At 65.2% G+C, this 20,641-nt stretch carries 19 protein-coding genes; 12 read left to right on the forward strand and 7 right to left on the reverse strand.

Annotation, left to right across the window (positions count from 1 at the left end; genetic code table 11):
- The first annotated feature begins 10 nt into the window (after window positions 1-10).
- The 3 genes from VCS63_RS19740 to VCS63_RS19750 all read left to right on the forward strand — a co-directional run bounded on the left by VCS63_RS19740 (window position 11) and on the right by VCS63_RS19750 (window position 2,824).
- Window positions 11-1,405 carry a sigma-54 dependent transcriptional regulator gene (locus VCS63_RS19740; RefSeq protein WP_323880797.1) on the forward strand — a complete coding sequence of 465 codons (1,395 nt, stop codon included), beginning with the start codon at window positions 11-13 and terminating at the stop codon, window positions 1,403-1,405.
- 117 nt (window positions 1,406-1,522) lie between these two features.
- On the forward strand, window positions 1,523-2,227 hold the full coding sequence (locus VCS63_RS19745; RefSeq protein WP_076814637.1) for a DUF2968 domain-containing protein: 705 nt from the start codon (window positions 1,523-1,525) through the stop codon (window positions 2,225-2,227).
- Between the two features lie 138 nt (window positions 2,228-2,365).
- On the forward strand, window positions 2,366-2,824 hold the full coding sequence (locus VCS63_RS19750; RefSeq protein WP_112965936.1) for a DUF1178 family protein: 459 nt from the start codon (window positions 2,366-2,368) through the stop codon (window positions 2,822-2,824).
- 52 nt (window positions 2,825-2,876) lie between these two features.
- On the opposite strand, the gene VCS63_RS19755 is transcribed toward VCS63_RS19750, so the two are convergent.
- The 4 genes from VCS63_RS19755 to VCS63_RS19770 all read right to left on the reverse strand — a co-directional run bounded on the left by VCS63_RS19755 (window position 2,877) and on the right by VCS63_RS19770 (window position 6,226).
- Window positions 2,877-3,086 carry a hypothetical protein gene (locus VCS63_RS19755; RefSeq protein WP_323880799.1) on the reverse strand — a complete coding sequence of 70 codons (210 nt, stop codon included), beginning with the start codon at window positions 3,084-3,086 and terminating at the stop codon, window positions 2,877-2,879.
- Window positions 3,087-3,202: 116 nt separating this feature from the next.
- Complete coding sequence (gene efp, locus VCS63_RS19760; RefSeq protein WP_006220534.1) at window positions 3,203-3,763, reverse strand: elongation factor P; 561 nt, start codon at window positions 3,761-3,763, stop codon at window positions 3,203-3,205.
- A gap of 141 nt (window positions 3,764-3,904) precedes the next feature.
- On the reverse strand, window positions 3,905-5,017 hold the full coding sequence (gene earP / locus VCS63_RS19765) for an elongation factor P maturation arginine rhamnosyltransferase EarP (RefSeq protein ID WP_323880803.1): 1,113 nt from the start codon (window positions 5,015-5,017) through the stop codon (window positions 3,905-3,907).
- Window positions 5,018-5,023: 6 nt separating this feature from the next.
- Window positions 5,024-6,226: a DUF2863 family protein gene (locus tag VCS63_RS19770; RefSeq protein WP_042794405.1), complete on the reverse strand. Its 1,203-nt coding sequence runs from the start codon at window positions 6,224-6,226 to the stop codon at window positions 5,024-5,026.
- 209 nt (window positions 6,227-6,435) lie between these two features.
- On the opposite strand from VCS63_RS19770, the gene VCS63_RS19775 reads away from it, so the two are divergent.
- Window positions 6,436-7,212: a DODA-type extradiol aromatic ring-opening family dioxygenase gene (locus VCS63_RS19775; RefSeq protein WP_175201432.1), complete on the forward strand. Its 777-nt coding sequence runs from the start codon at window positions 6,436-6,438 to the stop codon at window positions 7,210-7,212.
- Between the two features lie 91 nt (window positions 7,213-7,303).
- On the opposite strand, the gene acnA is transcribed toward VCS63_RS19775, so the two are convergent.
- Both acnA and VCS63_RS19785 read right to left on the reverse strand, forming a co-directional pair.
- Window positions 7,304-10,009, reverse strand: a complete 2,706-nt coding sequence (acnA, locus tag VCS63_RS19780) for an aconitate hydratase AcnA (protein ID WP_063641169.1) — start codon at window positions 10,007-10,009, stop codon at window positions 7,304-7,306.
- A 259-nt stretch (window positions 10,010-10,268) separates the two neighbouring features.
- On the reverse strand, window positions 10,269-11,198 hold the full coding sequence (locus VCS63_RS19785) for a LysR family transcriptional regulator (protein WP_082884642.1): 930 nt from the start codon (window positions 11,196-11,198) through the stop codon (window positions 10,269-10,271).
- A gap of 148 nt (window positions 11,199-11,346) precedes the next feature.
- Here VCS63_RS19785 and VCS63_RS19790 point away from each other — a divergent pair, with 148 nt between their 5' ends.
- Genes VCS63_RS19790 through VCS63_RS19800 form a run of 3 tightly spaced genes read left to right on the forward strand, consistent with a single transcriptional unit; the run spans window position 11,347 to window position 14,775 of the window.
- Entirely contained in the window at window positions 11,347-12,234 is an 888-nt protein-coding gene (locus VCS63_RS19790; protein ID WP_253637840.1) for an SDR family oxidoreductase, read from the forward strand.
- Window positions 12,231-13,733 carry an AMP-binding protein gene (locus VCS63_RS19795; RefSeq protein WP_238913520.1) on the forward strand — a complete coding sequence of 501 codons (1,503 nt, stop codon included), beginning with the start codon at window positions 12,231-12,233 and terminating at the stop codon, window positions 13,731-13,733. The genes VCS63_RS19790 and VCS63_RS19795 overlap by 4 nt, the downstream gene beginning before the upstream one ends.
- A 55-nt stretch (window positions 13,734-13,788) precedes the next feature.
- Window positions 13,789-14,775: a Bug family tripartite tricarboxylate transporter substrate binding protein gene (locus VCS63_RS19800; protein WP_042794401.1), complete on the forward strand. Its 987-nt coding sequence runs from the start codon at window positions 13,789-13,791 to the stop codon at window positions 14,773-14,775.
- Window positions 14,776-14,816: 41 nt separating this feature from the next.
- Here the strand turns inward: VCS63_RS19800 and VCS63_RS19805 are convergent, their stop codons facing one another.
- Window positions 14,817-15,653 (reverse strand): FadR/GntR family transcriptional regulator, encoded by an 837-nt coding sequence (locus VCS63_RS19805; protein WP_042794400.1) that lies wholly within the window; start codon window positions 15,651-15,653, stop codon window positions 14,817-14,819.
- A 318-nt stretch (window positions 15,654-15,971) separates the two neighbouring features.
- Here VCS63_RS19805 and VCS63_RS19810 point away from each other — a divergent pair, with 318 nt between their 5' ends.
- The 5 genes from VCS63_RS19810 to VCS63_RS19830 all read left to right on the forward strand — a co-directional run bounded on the left by VCS63_RS19810 (window position 15,972) and on the right by VCS63_RS19830 (window position 20,578).
- Window positions 15,972-17,171, forward strand: coding sequence for an ABC transporter substrate-binding protein (locus VCS63_RS19810; protein WP_042794399.1), 1,200 nt, complete (start codon window positions 15,972-15,974; stop codon window positions 17,169-17,171).
- Window positions 17,172-17,257: 86 nt separating this feature from the next.
- Window positions 17,258-18,115: a branched-chain amino acid ABC transporter permease gene (locus VCS63_RS19815; RefSeq protein WP_042794398.1), complete on the forward strand. Its 858-nt coding sequence runs from the start codon at window positions 17,258-17,260 to the stop codon at window positions 18,113-18,115.
- Complete coding sequence (locus tag VCS63_RS19820; protein WP_042794397.1) at window positions 18,115-19,107, forward strand: branched-chain amino acid ABC transporter permease; 993 nt, start codon at window positions 18,115-18,117, stop codon at window positions 19,105-19,107. Before VCS63_RS19815 ends, VCS63_RS19820 begins: the two co-directional genes overlap by 1 nt.
- Window positions 19,104-19,883 (forward strand): ABC transporter ATP-binding protein, encoded by a 780-nt coding sequence (locus tag VCS63_RS19825; protein WP_042794396.1) that lies wholly within the window; start codon window positions 19,104-19,106, stop codon window positions 19,881-19,883. The genes VCS63_RS19820 and VCS63_RS19825 overlap by 4 nt, the downstream gene beginning before the upstream one ends.
- Window positions 19,880-20,578: an ABC transporter ATP-binding protein gene (locus tag VCS63_RS19830; RefSeq protein ID WP_042794395.1), complete on the forward strand. Its 699-nt coding sequence runs from the start codon at window positions 19,880-19,882 to the stop codon at window positions 20,576-20,578. Before VCS63_RS19825 ends, VCS63_RS19830 begins: the two co-directional genes overlap by 4 nt.
- The last annotated feature ends 63 nt before the right edge of the window (window positions 20,579-20,641 follow it).

Raw genomic sequence — 20,641 nt, forward strand, 5'->3', positions numbered from 1 at the left:
GGTCCCTGCGATGAGCCAGAATTTTGCGCGCGAAGAATTCGACGTGTACGTCTGGGAAGGCACCTCCGACATTGCCAGCCGCGCCGAGCGCTGCCTGGCGGGCATGGACGTGTCGCTGCTGCGGGCGGACGCCGGCACCGCGTTTCCGCCGCCCCGCGACCTGGCGCGGCCGGCGGTCGCCCTGGTGTCGGTATCGGTAATGGGAGACAAGCGGTTCAGCGGCTATGACTGGCTGGCGGCGCAAGGCATGCCGGTCATCTGGGTGGCCGCGGAAGCGCGTGGACGCGACCCGCGCTACTACCCGCCCGAGTACTCCTATACGCTGCCCTTGGCCTTCACTCCGGCCGACCTGCGCAAGCTGCTGTACCAACTGCTGGGCACGCTGAATCAGCTCAATCGTGGCACGCCCCGGCGCGAGCAGCCGCTGATCGCCGTGTCCGCGACCATGCAAGACCTGCTGGCCGAAGCGGAAATGTATGCCGATTGCCGCAGCAACGTGCTGATCCACGGCGAAACCGGCGTGGGCAAGGAGCGCATCGCGCGCCTGCTGCATGATCGCGCCGCCTGGTCCGACGGCCCCTTCGTGGCGGTCAACTGCGGGGCCATCCCCGAAGGCCTCTTCGAGGCGCACTTCTTCGGCCATGCCAAGGGCGCCTTCACGGGCGCGATCGGGGCCCACAAGGGTTACTTCGAGCAGGCCAGCGGCGGCACGCTGTTCCTGGACGAAATCGGCGATCTTCCGCTCTATCAGCAGGTCAAGCTGTTGCGCGTGCTGGAACAGAACACGGTGACGCGGCTGGGTTCGACGGTGGAGGTGCCGGTGGACTTCCGCCTGGTCGCTGCCACCAACAAGGATTTGCGGGCGTTGGTGGGGCAAGACGAATTCCGCACGGACCTCTACTACCGGCTGGCGGTTATCGAGCTGCGCATTCCCAACCTGGAGCAGCGCGGGCCGGAAGAGAAGGCGGCGATTTTTCGCTCTTTGCTTCAAAGCCAGGGCGTGGAGGACGAGCTGCCCCCGTGGCTGCTGGAGCGCGTCTCGCGCACGCGCTACGAGGGCAATGTGCGAGAACTCTCCAACGTGGCGGAGCGCGTCGCGATTGCGCGGCGGCAATTCCAGGCTTGGGATCGGCCGCGCATCGAACGCATCTTCGACCAGCTGGCCGAGCCGCTGCGCGTGGCGGGGGCGGCCGCCGCCGCGCGCGCCGAACCTGCCGTATTCACCGACGCCGAGCGCGCCGAGCGCGAGCGCGTGCTCGCGGCGCTGGACGCCAATGGCTGGCGCCGCCAGGACACCGCGCACACTTTGGGCATCAGCCGCAAGGTGCTGTGGGAAAAAATGCGCAAGCTGCAGTTGGGGGCGGGGCAGGGCGAACCGGCCGACGGCGTCGCCGAGGCACTTTGAACGCGCAATAGGGAATGGCCCGTAGGGGGCGACAGTCAGAGAGAGGGCGGTTGTAAGCGTATCTGTCTCGATCGCAAGAAATTGCTATAGTTCCGCAACGATTTTTTTGGGGAAGGCATGAACGTCCAATTTATCCGTGGCGCCGCCCGCATGGCGCTGTTGGGCACGGCCCTGTCCGGCCTGGCTGCTTGCGCCAGCGCGCAATCCGAAGCGCCCCGGCCCACGGTTAAACAGGTCGAGGACACGCAGGCGGCATCCACTCCGGTGACTCCTCCCGCGCCGCCTCCTGCCGCGCGCCCGGCGTCCACGCTGTCGGAGCTGCAGGGCCTGATTCAGAGCCGCCAGGTGTCGGAGCTGCGCACTGCCTATAACGGCACGTACGGCGCCAGCCTGCTGTTCAAGCCGGACGACCTGACTTATTACGTCGCGCTGTTCCAGCAAAAGGACTTCTGGCGCGTGGTGAAGACGCAGTCGGACAAGCAGGCCGAAGCGACTTACCGCGCTTTTGTCAGCCAATCCGCCGATCTGGCGGAAGTGGACATCAAGCGCATCAAGATGCAGGCTGAATACGCGCATGCCGAGAAGCTGCTGGCCAGCCGGAGCGCCGAACTCAGCACGCTGCAGGCCGACCGCACGCTGCGCATGCAACAGGAAGAGCAAGTTGCGGCGCGCCAGGAACAATCGCGCCAGGAAGCCACGGCATTGGCCGATCAGCAAAAGGACGTGCGCCAGCAATTGCGCGATCTGCAGCGCCAGATCGACGCCTTGCAGGCCCAGCAGGCCCAGGTGGGAAATCCGCCCGCGCAGAAGCGCGGCAAGTAAGCGCCTGACCAGGCAGAAAAGCGGGCCTGCGGGCCCGCTTTGTCCTGGACGGCCAGAAAAAGGGCCTGCGCCCCGGGGGGGGATCGCCTGCCGGACGCGCTTTCTTGTATTCTGGGAGTTGCACCCCATATTGATGCCATGGCACTTAAAGTTTTCGACCTCCAGTGCGAACACAGCCACATTTTCGAAGGCTGGTTCGGTTCGCACGAAGACTATGACGCGCAGCAGGCGCGTGGCCTCGTCACGTGCCCGGTTTGCGGCTCCGCCAGCATCACCAAGCGCTTGTCCGCGCCACGCCTGAACGTCGCCCATCTGCATGCGCCGGCGGCTCAGCCCGCGCTGCCCGCCAATGCTTCCGACGCCGACAAAATGGCCGCGTTGCAGGCGGCAGTCATGCGTCAGGTGCGCGCGCTGTTGCGCAATACCGAGAACGTCGGTCCGCGCTTTGCGGAAGAGGCGCGGCGCATCCACGAAGGCGATGCCGACGACCGTCCCATCCGCGGCACCGCGACCCCCGAGGAACGTGAATCGCTGGCCGAAGAGGGCATCGATGTCATGGCGGTGCCCGACTTCCTGGACGACGAACGGCTGCAGTGATCCGGTGCGCCGCCCCTAGCCGATTCGGACAGGGGAACGGGCGCGCGGGACGTCAGGTGCCATGCCTGCGTTCACCGATCCTGGCCGAGAAGCGCAGCAGATAACCGTCAGGGTCCTGGGGCAGGAACTCGCGCACGCCGATTTCAACGTTATTGCCGCGGTCAGCGCAAGCATTCCGCTTCGACAGGAAGTCGTCGATGAATGCATCAACCTTGTCGTACTCCGCGTGAGTGCCGATGAACTTCACGTAGACGATGCTCAAGTTGAATTCCCATGTGGTCCGGCTAGATGCCTTCCAGCAAGGGCCGCAAGATGGGTCAGGTGGACAGCAAAAAAAAACCAGACCCGAAGGTCTGGTTTTTTTCCCTGCTTGCCGGATCAGTTGTTGACGCGGCTGCGGTATTCGTTCGTGCGGGTGTCGATTTCGATCTTGTCGCCGATGGCGCAGAACAGCGGCACGTTCAGTTCGTAGCCGGTGTTGATTTTGGCGGGCTTGGTCACCTTGCCCGACGTATCGCCACGCACGGCGGGTTCGGTGTAGGTGATTTCGCGCACGATGGTGGTGGGCAGTTCAACCGAAATGGCGCGGCCGTCGTAGAAGACCACTTCCACGGGCATCGCTTCTTCCAGGTAGTTCAGGGCGTCGCCCATGCTTTCGGCTTCGATTTCGTACTGGTTGTACTCTTCGTCCATGAAGACGTACATCGGGTCGCCGAAGTAGGAGTAGGTGCACTCCTTGCGATCGAGCTGGACGACTTCGAACTTTTCGTCGGCCTTGTAGACCGATTCGCTGGCCGAGGCGGTCAAGAGGTTCTTGAACTTCAGCTTCACAACAGCGGCGTTACGGCCGGACTTGTTGTATTCGGCCTTCTGGACCACGAGGGGATCCTTGCCGACCATGACCACGTTGCCGACTCGCAATTCCTGAGCGGTTTTCATCGATAAAACTCCGGGGGTGATGGGTGCACTCGCCGTGCTTGCATAAAGCCGCCGCACCTGGATCTAGCGGCTTCGTGCACACCCCGGGAGGCGTCATAGTTGAGGCCCGACAGATACAGGGCGCTCGGAAAACTCTCTATTCTAACGTTTCTTGGCCAAGTCTGCGCAAAAATCAGCCAAATTTTCGGCAAGGTCCGGTAGCCCGGCCTGGCTCGCATCCCATGCCATCGCGGCGGCGGTCCAGTTCTCCCAGGCGGCAGGCGCTAGCGCGGCCGACAGCGCGGATGCGGTTTGGCCTGTGCCGGATTGATTCCAGGCCCGGATCAAGGCGTGGGCGGTTTCCGGGGCCGGATAGCGGGCCAGCCAGGCTTCCAGTTTTTCCAGGTGCACGTTCTCCTCCTGGGGATAGATTTGCCAGACGAGGGGGCGCGCGGCCCAGGCGGCTCGGACAAAGGAGTCCTCGCCGCGCACGAAATTGAGGTCGCAACACCAGAGCAGGCGGTCGAAATCAGGCTGTGCTACGAAGGGCAGACGGGCCACCATGGGCGCGCCCCGCGCCGCGCAGGCAGCTTCCAGGCCGGGAGCCACTCCTTCGGGGGCCAGCAGCACGCTGGGGCGTGGGTCGGCCGCGAGCGCTTCGGCCAGTGCCGGCACCGGCGCCGCGGGATAGCAAAACAAGGACACGGTACGCGCGCCCGCGCGGCGGCGCGAGAGCAGCTCGGGCGCCACGCCCAGCGAGCGCAGAAAGACTTCCTGGTCTTGCGGAGAGGCCTGCAGGGCGTCCCGCTCGGCGGACAGGCCGGGTTCGCGCAGCAGACCGCCGGTGGCGTTGGTGAAGCCGGGGAAGAAAAAGTGTTTCACCAGCCCGTCCGGGCGCTGCGACGGCAGCCCGTGGCAGCTTTCCACCCAGGATTCGGCGCTCAGGTACTCCAGATTGATCCAGGCCGGATGCGCGCGCCGCATGCTGTCCAGGAACGGCGCGGGGGGATCGCAGGCGAAGGCCTCGATCACGACGTCGCGGGCGGCGAGCGCCGGGTCCGGAGAGTCGGACCAGTGCACGATGTCGATGCCGGCCAGTTGCTGGCGCGGCAAGCCCGGGACGATGCCCGGCTGGATGCGGGCGAAGCTGGTCAGGTCATCGACCCACAAGCGCACGTCCCAGCCGCGGCCATGCGCCAGCCGGCGCGCCAGCCGCCAGCAAACGCCGATGTCGCCGTAATTGTCGACGACCCGGCAGAAGATGTCGGCTTGCATGGCAGCCTAGTGGAACTTGGCGGGCGAGGCTTCGGCATCCTCGGGCAGTTCGGCATGCACCAGTTCGCCCAGCGGATTCGGGAAATAGGGCGCGCCGCAGTCTTCGCAGTACTCGGGCGGCAGCACGCCGGGAATGCGGCGCACTTCGGTGACCCCATATTCCTTGAGCAGCGCCGCAATTTCGTCGACGACGTCGGGCTGGCCTTCGTCGGCCGGCAGGTCTTCTTCGCGTCCGTAGAGGGGCCAGACGCAGCCGTAGTAGACATCGTTGCTGCTGCGCGCCGTGAAGCCGATGCGGTATTCGTCGATGCGGCTTTCACCGCAGCCGGCCACCACGGCCCGCAGCTGAGAGGCCTCGAGGCTGACCGCGCCTTCGAGCCAGCTGACCGCCGCGCGCAGCGACAGCGGGCGCACCCGGCGGTCGGCCTCGCGGTTGCTGACATAGTAGGCGTCAGGCAGCAGGGCTTCGAAACCGCAGCCGGGCAGCAGATTGGCCAGCGTGGGCTGGGCCTGCGCCGCCCATTGCTCCTGGCTGGCATCGCGGCTGGCATCGGCTTCGCCCAATTGTTCCTGCCAGCGGAAGATCGGCTCGCCTTCCGGCACCGCGACAGCGGCCACGATGTAGCGCGTGTCGGCCAGCATGTTGGCCGTCTCGACCTCGGTGTTCAGCGCGGGCTTGGCGGTTTCGGCGCCCAGCGCCTGGGTGCCCAGGCGCTGCAGCCATTGCCAGGTTTCGGAGAAGGTGCGCGGCATCTGGTCCACGCTGACCAGCATCGGCATCAGCGCGCTACGCGCCTTGCTGGACAGCACATGACCATGCAACTGCGCCATCAGCGCCTGTTGCGCAGGCGCGGCGATCGGGCCGGTGGGGATGGCGTAGCGAGTCCAGGCAACGATGGGCGCCACGACCAGCAAAACGTCGTACCGGACGCCATTTTTCTCGATCTTCATCGATTCGGACAGGGTCTCGGCCTGTTCGATCAGGATCTCGTAAGCGCCCACGTCGCTCTGGGCGAGGTGGTCCAGGGCGGCTTCCAGGGGGGCATCCTGCCCGCCTTTCAGCAGCTTTGGAATCGCTTCGCCAAGCTGATTCTCCCAGAACACGTCTTCGAGGCGGCTGCCCGAGCGGTTGAGCGCCTGGGCAAGCGCCACCAGGCGGGCGGCGTCACGGGTGAGGCGGGGAGTGGATTGGCTGCGGGATCGGGCCATAACTTCGGGGAGCGTCCAGTAAGTGTGCAACTGTGTAGTTTAACGCCCGGCGCGCTTCGTAGCGCGAAGCCTCGTACGCAGCCCGCCTCTACCGCGGTAGCGGCGCATTGTTCTCGATTTGGCAACAGATAATGCCGATATGGGTGGTTTATTGCTGAGACGAAACCACGGAAAATACAGCCATGGACTCAACATCAGGAGGCATCGCCATGCGCTGGCCTACGCTTTTCGTTTCCCATGGATCTCCCATGCTCGCCGTCGAGCCCGGCCTGACCGGCCCCGCGCTTGCCGCCTGGAGCGCCGCGCAGGGCCGCAAGCCCAAGGGCATCCTGGTGGTGTCGCCGCACTGGATGGGCGAGGGCTTGGCATTGTCCACGCGTGATCGCCAGGTTGCGTGGCACGATTTTGGCGGTTTTCCGCCGGAACTCTACCAATTGCAGTACACGGCGCCCGGTTCGCCCTCCCTGGCGGCGCGGGTGCAGGCCTTGCTGGCGGAGTCGGGCATTGCCGCCGATCTCGACCCCCGCCGCCCGCTGGACCACGGCGCCTGGGTGCCGCTGCGCTATCTCTACCCGGAGGCGGATGTACCGGTGGTGCAACTGTCGCTGGACATGGGGCGCGACGCCGCCGGACAGTTGGAACTGGGCCGCGCGCTGGCCCGGCTGCGGGATGAGGACATCCTGGTCATCGGCTCGGGTTCGCTGACTCACAATCTGCGCCACGTGCGGATGCCGCAGGACGCGCCCGCGCTGCCTTACGTGCCGGCTTTCCAGCAGTGGTACGCGGAGAAGCTGGGCGATCACGACCTGCCAGCGCTGCTGGACTGGCAGGCCCAGGCACCGGGCGCGGCGCAGGCCCACCCGCATGACGATCACCTCATGCCGCTGTACGTTGCGCTGGGGGCGGGCGGAGCCGGTTTTCGGCGCCTGAACGACGAGGTGTCGTACGGCGCGCTGGCGATGGACGCCTACGAGTTCGCGGACTGATCGCGGCGCGCGGGCGCCGCGTTCTCGCGCATGCAAAGGAAATGGCCCGGGAACCTTGCGGTTCCCGGGCCATTGTTTTGTTCCCGAGGGATCAGGCAGCCAGCAGCTGGCGCAGCACGAAGGGCAGAATGCCGCCGTGCTGGTAATAGTCGACTTCGATCGGGGTGTCGATGCGCAGCAGCACCGTGACATCCTGCTTCGAACCGTCCTTGCGGGTGATCGTCAGCGTCACGTCCTGCATCGGCTTGATGCCGTTTTCCAGGCCGGAAATGTCATAGGTTTCCTCGCCCGTGATACCCAGCGACTGCACGCTGTCAGCGCCCTTGAATTGCAGGGGCAGCACGCCCATGCCGACCAGGTTGCTGCGGTGGATACGTTCGAAGCTGCGGGTGATCACGGCCTTCACGCCCAGCAGTTGGGTGCCTTTGGCCGCCCAGTCGCGCGACGAGCCGGTGCCGTACTCTTCGCCACCGAAAACAACGGTGGGCGTGCCGGCCGCGACGTACTTCATGGCCGCGTCATAGATGGACATCTGTTCGCCGGTGGGTTGGAACAGGGTGTCGCCGCCTTCGAAACGGCTGCCGTCCGGCAGCGCCGGGATCATGAGGTTCTTGATGCGCACGTTGGCGAAGGTGCCGCGCATCATGATCTCGTGGTTGCCGCGGCGCGAGCCGTAGCTGTTGAAGTCGGCCTTCATGACGCCGTTTTCTTTCAGCCACTTGCCTGCGGGCGAGGTTTCCTTGATGGAGCCGGCCGGCGAGATGTGGTCGGTGGTGACCGAGTCGCCGAACACGCCCAGCGCGCGCGCGCCCTTGACCGTCGGCATTGCGCCCGGCGTCATGCCGAAGCCCTCGAAGAAGGGCGGTTCGGCGATGTAGGTGGAATCAGGCCAGTTGTACGTGTCACCCGTGACGCCCTTGATGTTCTCCCAGAGCTTGCCCGGGTTGCTCTTGACCTGGCCGTAGTTGGCCTCGAATGCCTTGGGATCCAGCGCGTACTTCAGCAGCGATTCGACTTCCTCGGTGGTCGGCCAGATGTCGCCCAGCCATACGTCGCCGTTCTTGCCGCGGCCGACGGGCTCGGTCATGAGGTCGCGCGTGACCGTGCCGGCCAGGGCGTAGGCCACGACCAACGGGGGCGAGGCCAGGAAGTTGGCCTTGATGTTCGGGTGGATGCGGGCCTCGAAGTTCCGGTTGCCGGAGAGCACGGCCGAGCAGATCAGGTCGTTGCCGATGATGGCTTCGTTCAGGTCCGGGGTCAGGTCGCCGGCGTTGCCGATGCAGGTCGTGCAGCCGTAGGCGGCCACGTCGAAACCCAGCTTTTCCAGATAGGGCAGCAGACCCGTCTTGGTCAGGTACTCGGTGACCACGCGGGATCCGGGAGCCAGCGAGGTCTTGATGTGCTTGGGCACCGTCATGCCGGCTTCCACGGCCTTCTTGGCCAGCAGGCCCGCCGCCAGCAGCACGCTGGGGTTGGACGTGTTGGTGCAGGACGTGATGGCTGCGATCAGGACGTCGCCGTTCTTGACCTTGGTGCCGGCGCTGGTGGTGTAGGTCTGGTCCAGCTTTTCGGCGGGCTGGTTGAAGCCGTTCTCGGCGATGGGCTTGGAGAACAGGTCGATGAAGGTATTCTTGACGTTGCCGATTTCGATGCGGTCTTGCGGACGCTTCGGGCCCGCCAGGGATGGTGCCACGGTGGACAGGTCCAGCGTCAGCAGCTTGGTGAAGTTGATGTCGGAGGCATTGGGCACGCCGAACATCTTCTGGGCTTTGAAGTAGGCCTCGAAGGCGGCGATTTCTTCTTCAGTGCGGCCGGTGCCGCGGAAGTAGTCGATGGTGCGATCGTCGACCGGGAAGAAACCCATGGTGGCGCCATATTCCGGCGCCATGTTGCCGATGGTGGCGCGTTCGGCCACGGACAGGCTGGCGGTGCCTTCGCCGCAGAATTCGACGAATTTTCCAACCACCTTCTCGCGGCGCAGCATTTCGGTGATGGTCAGCACCAGGTCAGTGGCGGTGACGCCGCCGCGCAGCTTGCCCTTGAGTTCCACGCCGACCACGTCGGGGGTCAGGAAATAGACGGGCTGGCCCAGCATGCCGGCCTCGGCCTCGATGCCGCCTACGCCCCAGCCCACCACGCCAATGCCGTTGATCATGGTGGTATGGCTGTCGGTGCCTACCAGAGAGTCGGGGTAATAGACGTTGTTCTTTTTGTCCTGGTGCACGCCGCGCGCCAGGTATTCCAGGTTGACCTGGTGAACGATGCCGAAGCCCGGAGGCACGACGCCGAAGGTGTCGAACGCCTGCATGCCCCACTTCATGAACTGGTAGCGTTCCTGGTTACGCTTGAACTCCAGCTTCATGTTCAGGTCCAGCGCATTCTTGGTGCCGAAGTAGTCGATCATGACCGAGTGGTCCACCACCAGGTCCACCGGCACCAGCGGCTCGATGCTCTTGGGGCTCTTGCCCATCTTATCCGCCACGGAACGCATGGCGGCGATGTCGGCCAGCAGCGGCACGCCGGTGAAGTCCTGCAGCACCACACGGGCCACCACGAAAGGAATTTCGTCTTCACGCTTGGCGTTGGCCTGCCAGTTGGCCAGCTGCCTGACGTGTTCTTCGGTCACCTTCTTGCCATCGCAGTTGCGCAGCACGGATTCCAGCACAATGCGGATCGAAACCGGGAGCCGCTGCACGTCGATGCCGAGGGACTTGCCCAGTGCCGGCAGCGAATAGTACTGACAGGATTTATTGCCGATCTTGAAATTCTTGAGGGTGTCGAGGGTGTTGTGCGGCATGATGGACTCCGTGGTTTTGCCCGGCTGAAGCCGGCATTTTCTGGCGTTTTTGCGCATTTGTCATTCTATGTGAGACTCGCGCGTGTGCGGCCGTATGTCTTATATCTTATATAAGACTTGGCCGGGCCGTCAAAGTTCCCGTCCGGTAATGTGGCGGGCGGCCGTCGGCCTCACCCGATACTCTGGCCGAGGCGCGCGCGACTCGCAAGCCTCTTTTATCAAGAAAGTCCTACGCCGATGTTGCGGCCGAGCGGGAAATCTACTCAAGAAGGCCGCGCAACAGCGCGGGCACTTCGGTGCGCAGGAAATCGACCACCGCGCGCTGTGCGGTCGATGGATAGGGGGTGGGCGTGGTGAGGATGAAGAGCTTTTCGCCCGGTCCCATGGCCTGATAGGCGGGCAGCACCGGCGTCAGCCGTCCGGCGGCGATGTCTTCATGCACCACATAGGCTGGCAGCAGCGCCACGCCCGCGCCGGCGCGGGCGGCCTGCGCCAGAAACGGGAAGTACTCCGATTGCAGCCGCGGCGCGAGCTTGGCCTCGTGCTGCTGGTCTTTGCGGCGCAGGCGTAGCGTGACTTGGGGCCTGGGGTCTGGCGGGCCCAGGAAATGCAGGCGGACGAGGTCGCGCGGATGGGCCGGCTGGCCGAACTGCGCCAGATAGGCCGGCGCCGCGCAAAGCACCCATTTCACATCGCCGAGCGCGCGCGCTACGTAGTCTTGGGGCGGGGTGCTCATTACCCGCAACGCCACATCGATTTCCGACGAGATCAGGTCGCTTACCCGATTGGAGAACAGCACGCGCAAGGTCAGCGAGGGATGCCGCAGGGCGAAGCTCACCAGCAGCGGGCGCAAGGTGTCCAGTTCTCCCAGGCCGGTAGGAATGCTCAGGCGGACGTGGCCCGTAGGCTCGGAGCCGAGCTTCTGCAGGGCGTGGCGGGCGGACTCGACCTCGCGCGCCATGCGCGCGCCGTGCTCATAAAGCACCGAACCCTGTTGCGTCAGTTCCAGACGCCGGGTGCTGCGCCGGATGAGCTGGGCACCGAAGGCGCGCTCGAGCTTTTGCAGATTGCGGCTTACGTGCGAGCGGGTGACGCCGTGGCGCAGCGCAGCCTCGCTCAAGGTGCCGGCGTCGACGATGGTGACGAACAGCTGGATCAGGTTGAGGTCCAGCGCGGGCAGGGTGGGCATGGGCAGTCTTATTGTTGACTGTGAGGAAACATAGTTTACGCAAAGCGCGGGATTGTCGCGGAATGGCGCTCATTGATATTCTGATCGTCAATAAACAGGAGACCAGGCCATGCCGCAAACCCCGCTTACCGCAAGTCCCCCCCAAACCATGTTCCGCGGGGACCTGTTCCGCGGTCAGCGCATTCTCGTCACCGGTGGCGGCACCGGCCTGGGCCATGCCATGGCCGAACGGCTGGCGTCCCTGGGCGCGTCGTTGCATCTGTGGGGGCGCCGCGCGGCCGTGCTGGAGGAGGCCGCCGCCGGCTTGCGCGAACGCCATGGCGCCGAAGTCCACGTGCAGGCGGTGGATATCCGCGACGCCGAGGCCGTGGACGCCGCAGTCCAGGCCATCTGGACGGATCGCGGGGCTCTGACGGGCTTGATCAACAATGCCGCGGGCAACTTCATCAGCCCCACGGAGAAACTGTCGCCGCGCGGCTTCAATGCCATCGCCGATACCGTGTTTCGCGGCACCTTCTTTACCACCCAGGCCGTGGGCAAGCGCTGGATCGCGGAGGGCCGCAGCGGCGCGGTGCTGTCCATTGTTGTGACCTGGGTCTGGACCGGTTCGCCCTTCGTGGTCCCGTCGGCAATGTCCAAGGCCGGCATAGACGCCATGACCAAATCGCTGGCCATCGAATGGGGCCGCCACGGCATACGCCTGAATGCCATCGCGCCAGGCGTGATTCCGACCGAAGGGGCCAGCGCGCGGCTGCGGCCCAAGGACACAGGCGCAGATGCGCAGGCCCAGCAGAACCCCATGCGGCGCCTGGGCACCGGGCACGACATCGGTGAACTGGCGGCCTTTCTGCTGAGTCCGGGCTACGACTGGATCAACGGCCAGACCATTGCGCTGGATGGCGGCGACTATCTGGCCAACGGCGCCTATTTCAAGCAGTACGCCGAATGGAGCGATGCGGACTGGGCCGCCGCGCGCCAGGCGATCGAAGCGCGCACGGCGCAGGACAAGGCGCTGCGCAGCACGGGGGGCGCATGACCGGCAGCAATATCCATGCGGGCGGCCAGAGTCTGTCGGGCGCGGCGCTGACCGCGCGCGGCGAGCAGGTCGCCGCCGGCTTGGCCGCGCGCGGCGTGCGGGAAGGCGACGTGATCGCCGTCTTGCTGCGCAACGGTTTGCCCTATCTTGAAATCATCCAGGCCTGCAAACGGCTGGGCTGCTACTACTGCCCGATCAACTGGCATTTCACCGCGGCGGAGGTGGCCTTCCTGATCGAGGACAGCGGCGCCCGATTGCTGATTGCCAATACCGACCTGTGGCTGCCGCTGCGCGACACGTTGCCTCCCGGGCTGCCTGTGCTGCTGGCCGGCCCCGGCGCGGCGCGGTCAGAAGCGGAGGACTACGACGCCTGGCGCGACCGCCAGCGTCCCTATGACGGACCGCGCGTGGCGCCGCGCGGCCACATGGCTTATACCTCCGGCACGACGGGCAGGCCCAAGGGCGTGGTACGCGCGCCATTCCCGCTGGAGCATCTGGCAAGGCATCTGGAGCAGGTTGAGGCCGTGGTGGAGGCGGCCTATGGCCTGCGTCCGGGATGCCGCGCGTTGCTGCCCGCGCCGATCTATCACAGCGCGCCCAGCGTGTTTGCGCAGGTGGCCCTGCGGGTCTGCGAAACCTTTGTCCTGACCGACAGGTTCGATCCCGTCGAGGTCCTGCGCCTCATAGAAGCGCACCGCATCGACACGGTCTACCTGGTGCCCATCATGTATGTACGCATGTTGAAACTGGATGCCGCCACGCGCGCTGCGCATGACCTGTCGTCGCTGCGCTTTGTCGCATCGACCGGGGCGCCCTGCGCGCCCGAGATCAAGCGCGCCATGATCGAATGGCTGGGGCCCGTCGTGCATGAAACCTATGCATCGAGCGAGGCCGGCATGGTGACGGTCATCGATTCGCGGGAGGCGCTTGCCCGTCCGGGCAGCGCCGGCCGCCCCATCGGCGGCGCGCAGGTAAGGATCTATCGCGAAGACGGCACACTCTGCGAGACGGACGAGGTCGGACGGATCCACGTGCGCCAGCCGGCCTACGCGGACTTCACATACCGCAATAACCCAGACGCCCGTGCCGCGGTGGAGAAGGACGGACTGATCGGCCTGGGAGACCTGGGCTATCTGGATGCGGACGGCTATCTGTATGTGTGCGACCGGGAGTCGGACCTGGTGATCTCGGGCGGCGTGAACATTTATCCCGCCGAGGTCGAGCATCAACTCATGCAGTACCCGGGCGTCGCGGATTGCGCGGTGTTTGGCGTTCCGGATGATGAGTACGGAGAGCGCCTGATGGCACTGGTGCAGCCCGCGGCGGGCGCGTCGCCCGACCCCTTGGAAATGACGCAATGGCTGGCGGAGCGGATCGCGCGCTACAAGGTCCCGCGTGATCTGCGCCTGTGCCCGGAGTTGCCGCGCGACGATAACGGCAAGATTGCCAAGCGCAGGCTGCGCGCAGAATTCTGGGCGGGGCGCCAGCGCAAGGTATAGCAGACAGCGGCGCAATGCCGCGATTACAAGAGCTGGATAGCTCGGGAGACAAGCAATGACATACAGACTGACATACAGGCTGCGTCGCATCGCGGCCGCGGCGATCTTCGCGCTCGCCGGCCCTTGCGCCGCGCTGGCATCCTTTCCGGACAAGCCCGTCAAGCTGGTCGTGCCCTATACCCCCGGCGGGTCCGCCGACCAGTTGTCGCGGATGCTGGCCGAAGGCCTGTCGCGCGATCTTGGGCAACCCGTGGTGGTAGAGAACAAGCCAGGGGCCAACACCATGATTGCCGCCACGCAGGTGGCGCGATCCGCGCCCGATGGCTACACGCTCTTGCTTGCCAGCAACGCCAGCATGGTGCTCAATCCCATGCTCTATCAGCGCATCGCCTACGACGCGGCGCGCGATTTCCGCGTGCTCGGCATTGTCGCCGAACTGCCGCTGGTGGTGGTTGCCAACAACGAGGTGCCGGCCGCCACGCTGGCCGAGTTCGTTGGCTATGCCAAGGCGCGGCCCGGCAAGCTGAACTATGCCTCGGTGGGCATAGGCAATCCGTTGCAGTTGGCGACCGAACTGTTGAAATCGCGCACCGGCATGGACGTGGCGCACATCCCGTATAACGGCAGCGCGCCCGCGCTGACCTCGTTGATGGGCAACGACACGCAGCTGATGGTGGACGTGGTCAGCACCTCGCTGCCGCTGGTGCGGGAGCGCAAGATCAAGGCGCTGGCCGTCACGACCAGCGAGCGGCTGGCCGTGCTGCCCGATGTGCCGACCGTGGCGGAAAGCGGTTTCCCGGGATTCCGCGCGGCCACCTGGTTTGGCGTGGCCGTGCCCAGCGCCGTGCCGCAGGCCGAGGCGCAGCGTCTGCGGGAAGCGGTGGACAAGGTGTTGAAGGATCCGGCCTTTCGCGGCCGCTTCGAGCCGCTGGGCCTGGTGATCCAGGCGCCGCGCGGCCAGGCCGATATCGATGCCTATGTGCAGGAAGACCGCCAGCGCTGGGGCGAGGTGATCAAGGCCAACGCCATCAAGCTGGACTGAGGAGGACGGGCGCGCCATCCTGCCGCAAGGGCGCCGCGCCCTCAGGCCTTTTTGCGGCTGCCGCGGCGCGCGTTGCGCGTGACGTTGCGCCGCGACATCTCCGAGTCCAGGATCAGCCTGCCTTCCAGCTTGCCGTGCATGCGCTTGACCGAGCGCATGGCGTCCTGCATGTGCTCGCTCATCAGGGCGCGCACTTTCTCGACGTCGCGCTCGCGCGCCGCCGCCAGGATCTTGCGGTGAAAGCCCGTGTTGGCGCTGCCAAAGCGCTGCTGCTCGGCCAAGGGCATCTCGTTGTCGAACACAGTGAGCTGCCGGATCATTTCGTTGGTCATTTCGCAGCTGAAGCGCAGGAACGGATTGGGGCAGGCCGCCGCGAAGATGTCGTGGAAATTCATTTCCTCCTGGCGCTGCGCCAGCGGGTCCTCGACATGCTCGGCGGACGGATCGCAGCAGGCGATGTTCTGTTCCAGCGCGGCGAAATGCGCGTCCGTCAGGAAGGGCACGGCACTGGCCGCGAGTTCGGGCTCCAGCAGCTTGCGCACCTGGTAGATGTCCTCGATCCGCACTTCCTTGAAAAACAGGTAGTTCTGCATCAGCTGGAAGGTGCGATCCAGCGGCACCTCCACCACCGTGCCGCCGCCGCCCGGGCCGGTGCTGACCTTCACCAGCCCTTGTACCTCCAGCGACTTGAGGGCTTCGCGCATCGTGCTCTTGCTGACCGAGAACATGCTTTGCAGTTCGCTCTCGCGCGGCAGCTTGTCGCCCGGCAACAGGTTCTTGGCGGTGATCAGCCGCTTGATTTCCTCGGCGACCAGGTCGCTGCGCTTGGGCGGACTCGACGCGCCCGCGGCTTGTAGGTCGTGACTGTTGAACGCCATTGCGTTCCTCCGTTACTGCGTGGTGTGCGGGGCGCCTGCCCCGTGGTTCTGCGCGGACCCCGGGTTATACCTGATGCGCCCGCTATTGACAGAGCCGGCTCGCCAAACTGATCATGATAATAATCCTATTTATCATGATAAATAGGATGGTAGTCGCAGTATAGGCATGAGGCGCCAGGACTTGCGAGCACGCACGCGCGGCGGCAATCCTGGCACGGGAGCTTGGAGCAGACAGAGTCGGAATGGGGACGCGCATGGTGCGCGCTCGACATCGTCAATATGCCGCGGCACCGCCAGCGGCAGCCAGGGAGAACCATCTTGAATCGCCGCAACCTGCTGAAATTAGCCGCGCTAGGCGCTGTGCCCGGATCACTATGGACCGCCAGGTCCGCGCTGGCGCAAGCCGATGCGATCCAGTTCGGGTGCCCTGTGCCCATGTCCGGCGCTTTTGCCGCCAACGGCAAATACGCCGACCTCGGCATGAAACTGGCGCTGGAGCAGTACGGCCGCGCGCTGGACCGGCCGCTGGCCTACACCGTGCTGGACACTGAAGGCAAGCCGGCCACGGCGGTGCGCAAGGTGCAGGAAGTCTCGCAACAGAAGGGCGTCAAGTTCTTTGCCGGCGGCATCCTGTCGTCGGAGGCGCTGGCCATGGGCAAGGAAGTGGAACGCGCCGGCGGGGTCTTCATCACCACGGCAGGCGCCGATGAAATCACTGGCAAGGACTGCAACCGGGCTACCTTCCGCTGGTCGGTGCCCACCTTTGGCGCCATCGAGCAGACCGTGCGTCCCTTGCTGGAAAAGCTGCCCAACGCCAAGCGCTGGTACACCATTACGCCGCAGTACGTGTTCGGGGATGGCTTGCTCAGCGCAGCCAAGGCCATCTTCAAGGAAAAAGGCATCGAGCACGTGGGCAACAGCTACCACTCGCTGACCGAAAAGGAATTCAGCGGCTATCTCACCAACGCCATGGCCGCCAAGCCGGACGTGCTGCTGATCCTGAACTTCGGTTCGCAGTCCTCGGATACGCTGCGCCAGGCGGTGAGCTTCGGCATGAAGCAGAACTGCACGATCCTGGTGGCCTGGGCCTCGGGCCTGGAACAGTTCGAGGGACTGGGCGCCGATCTGTGCGAAGGCGTGTACTTCGGCGCCCAGTACTGGCACGGCATCGATTCGCCGCTTAACAAGGAGCTGGTGCAGTTGTCCAAGGACAAGACGCGCGCCAACCCGAATTACAGCCTCGCGGGCTCCTATATCTGTACCCGCATCATGCTGGACGCCATCGTCAAGGCAGGCAGCGCCGATCCGGCCAAGGTGATAGCGGTCATGGAGGGCCTGAGCTATGAAGGCCTGACGGGCCGGGAGGAAATCCGCAAGGAAGACCACCAGGTCCTGAAGAACTATTACCTGCTCAAGGGCCGCGCCAAGAAGGACATGAAGGACAAGGACGACTATGCCGAGATCGTGCATAGCGGCCGCTCCTTCCTGCCGCCCGCGGAAACCGGCTGCAAGCTGTAGCGCGCCCTTGAGGCGCTCAGCCGCGGGCGTGCCACGTCCGCGGCCGGCGCGCCCGCGGCCTTTCGTTTCCTCCACCGGGCATTCCAATGAACGTCTATCTCCTCCAGATCATCAATGGGATCGGGGTAGGCATGCTGTACTTCCTCCTGGCAGTCGGCCTGTCCATCGTCTTCGGTCTGTTGCGCTTCGTTAACTTCGCCCACGGGGCGTTCTATCTGCTGGGCGCCTACTTCTGTTTTCAGGCCATCCAGTGGGGCCTGAACTTCTGGCTGGCCCTGGCCATCGTGCCGCTGCTGGTGGGCGCAGGCGCCTGGGTCGTCGAAAAGGTGCTGTTGCGCCACGTTTACGAACAGGCGCACGAGTTCCACATCCTGATCACCGTGGGCCTGGCGCTGGTGCTCCAGGAACTGGTCATCGTGATCTGGGGGCCGATAGGCGACAACGTCGCAGCGCCGTCCGCCTTGCAGGGCGTGGTCATGTGGGGCAGCTTCATCTACCCCAAGTACCGCTTGTTCGTGATCGGTTTCACTGCCGTCTTCTCGCTGCTGCTCTGGTACGTGCTGGAAGGGACCCGGCTCGGCAGCGCGGTGCGCGCCGGCAGCGAATCGACCGAAATGGTGTCGATGCTGGGCATCAACGTGTTCCGCATGTTCAGCCTGGTGTTTGCGCTGGGCGCGGCGACCGCCGCGCTGGCCGGGGTGCTGGCCGCGCCGATCCGTGGCGTGGAACCCTTCATGGGGATCGAGGCGCTGGGCATTGCGTTCGTCATCGTGGTGGTGGGCGGGATGGGCAGCTTCTTCGGCGCGCTCGTCGGCGGCCTGCTGATCGGCGTGGTGCAGAGTGTGATGAGCACCCTGTGGCCGGAAGGCGCGCGGCTGATGATCTATGTGGCGATGGCGGCGGTGCTGCTGCTGCGTCCCCACGGCCTGATGGGGAGAGGATGATGACGGGCTTGAAATCGCACGCGCAATTGCTGCTGGCGCTGGCCGTGGTCCTGTTGCTGCCGCTGTGCATGCAGTCGGGTTCGCTGGCCACCGAAGTGCTGATCTATTCCCTTGCCGTCCTGGGCTGCAACCTGCTGCTGGGATTCACCGGCCTGCTGTCCTTCGGCCAGGGTATTTTCTTTGGGCTGGGCAGCTACGCCGTCGGCATCCTGCTGACACGTACCGGCCTGCCCATGCCGCTGGCGCTGCTTGCGGCGATGGTGGTGGGCGCGCTGGGCGCCACGCTGGTGGGCTGGTTCGCGATACGCCAACGGGGCACGTATTTCGTGATGCTGACGCTGGCATTCGCGCAGATGTTCTACTTCCTGGCATACAGCCTGCCCGAGCTGACGGGCGGCGACAACGGCCTGCTGGATGTGCCGCGTCCTCCGCTTTCGGTGGCGGGCATGGAACTTATGTCGCTGGCCACCCCCTGGCAGTTCTACGCGTTCGTGGCGGTGTGTTTCATGGCGGTGTTCTGGCTGCTGCTGCGCGTGACCAACTCGGTCTTCGGTCGCACCTTGCTGGCAATACGCGATAACGAGGCGCGCGCCATGGCGGTGGGTTACAACGTGCGCCTCTTCAAGTTGTCGGCCTTCGCCATCTCCGGCGCCGTCACTGCGCTGGCCGGCGCCTTTCTGGCCATGATGACCGGCATTGCGCCGCTGTCCAGCATTGAATACCACAGCAGCGAGATGATCCTGGTCATGACGGTCATTGGCGGCACCGGCAACCTGTTTGCGTCGGTGCTGGGCGCGGCCTTCTACGTGCTGTTCGCCGATTGGCTCTCCACCTTGTGGCCGCGCTGGCTGATGCTGCTGGGCTTCCTGCTGATCGCGGTGAGCCTGTTCATGCAGAAAGGGCTGTGGGGGTTGGGAGTCCGCATCTGGCTGGCGTTGCGGCGCCGGCCCGCCGGGTCGGAGCCGGCCGCCACCAAGGAGGGCAGCGCATGAACCCCGCAACTTCCGCGCCGCTGCTGCAGGCTAGCGGCATCGTCAAGCGCTTCGGAAAATTCGTGGCTCTGCATGGCGTGGACCTGCAGGTGCGGCCGCGCACCGTGCATTCCGTCATCGGCCCGAACGGCGCCGGCAAGACCACGCTGTTCCACATCCTGACAGGCACCCTGCGCACCAGCGAGGGCAACATCGTATTCGACGGACAGGACGTGACCCAGGAGGCCGATTTCCAGCGCGTGCAGCGTGGCATTGCGCGCTCCTTCCAGGTCACCAGCCTGTTTGCCAACCTGTCGGTGCGGGAAAACCTGCGGCTGGCGGCGCAGGGCGCGCATCGCGCCGGCGCGTTCGACTGCTGGCATCCGCCCACTGGCGCGCGGGCGCAGCGCGAGGTTGTCGACGCCGCGCTGGAACGCTTAGGTTTATCGCGGTTGGCCGAGGTGACGGCGGGCGCGCTGTCGCACGGCCAGCAGCGGCGGCTGGAAGTGGGCATGGCGCTGGCCGCCAAGCCGCGCGCCATCTTCCTGGATGAACCCACGTCCGGCATGGGGGTCGACGACCTGGAGGAAATGAAGCGTTTGATCCGCAGCCTGCGCGACGACCACACGGTGGTGCTGATCGAGCACAACATGAACATTGTGATGGACATCTCCGACACGATCACGGTGATGCAGCAAGGCCGCGTGCTGGTCGAAGGCACGCCCCACGCGATCCGCAACGACGAACGCGTCCGCGCCGCGTACCTGGGCAACATGATCACGGGAGGCCGGGCATGATCCTGCACGTTGACGCCGTACACAGCTACTACGGCAAGAGCCACATCCTGCAAGGCGTGTCGCTGCAGCTGCCGCAAGGCCAGGTGGTGACACTGCTGGGGCGCAATGGCGCCGGCAAATCGACCACGCTCAAGACCATCGCCGGCGTGATCGCACCCAAGGGCGGGGCGGTGCGGTATGGCGGCCGTGACGTCGCCGGGCTGCCGGCCCACAAGATCGCGTCCATGGGAATCTGCCTGGTGCCCGAGCACCGGGGCATCTTCAAGCTGCTGACGGTCGAGGAAAACCTGAAGTTGGGCATGCGCCGCGATTCGCCCTGGCAGCTCGAGGACATCTACCGCATTTTTCCCCGCCTGAAAGAGCGCCGCAAGAACGGCGGCGGCCAGCTCTCCGGCGGCGAACAGCAGATGCTGGCGATCGGGCGCGCGCTTATGAACCATCCGCGCGTGCTGATGCTGGATGAACCGGTCGAAGGACTGGCGCCGGTGATCGTCGAGGAGATCGTGTCGCAGATAAAGTCGATCAAACAGGCGGGCGTCACGATCTTGCTGGTGGAGCAGAACCTGGAAGTGTGCACCCAACTGGCCGACCGTCATTTCATCATCGAACAGGGGGCCATCGTCTATGAAGGCAGCAACGCCGACTTCGTGGCCGACGAAAACGTGAAGGACCGTTATCTGGGCGTGGGCGTCTAGGGGCTGGGCAAGACGCCTCTCAGGCTGCACCGGCCCGAAAGCTTGCCGGCGCCCGTACTTGAA

The organism is Achromobacter sp. D10 (genome assembly GCF_035282245.1).
In the GTDB taxonomy this organism is placed as follows: Bacteria; Pseudomonadota; Gammaproteobacteria; order Burkholderiales; family Burkholderiaceae_B; genus Achromobacter; species Achromobacter insolitus.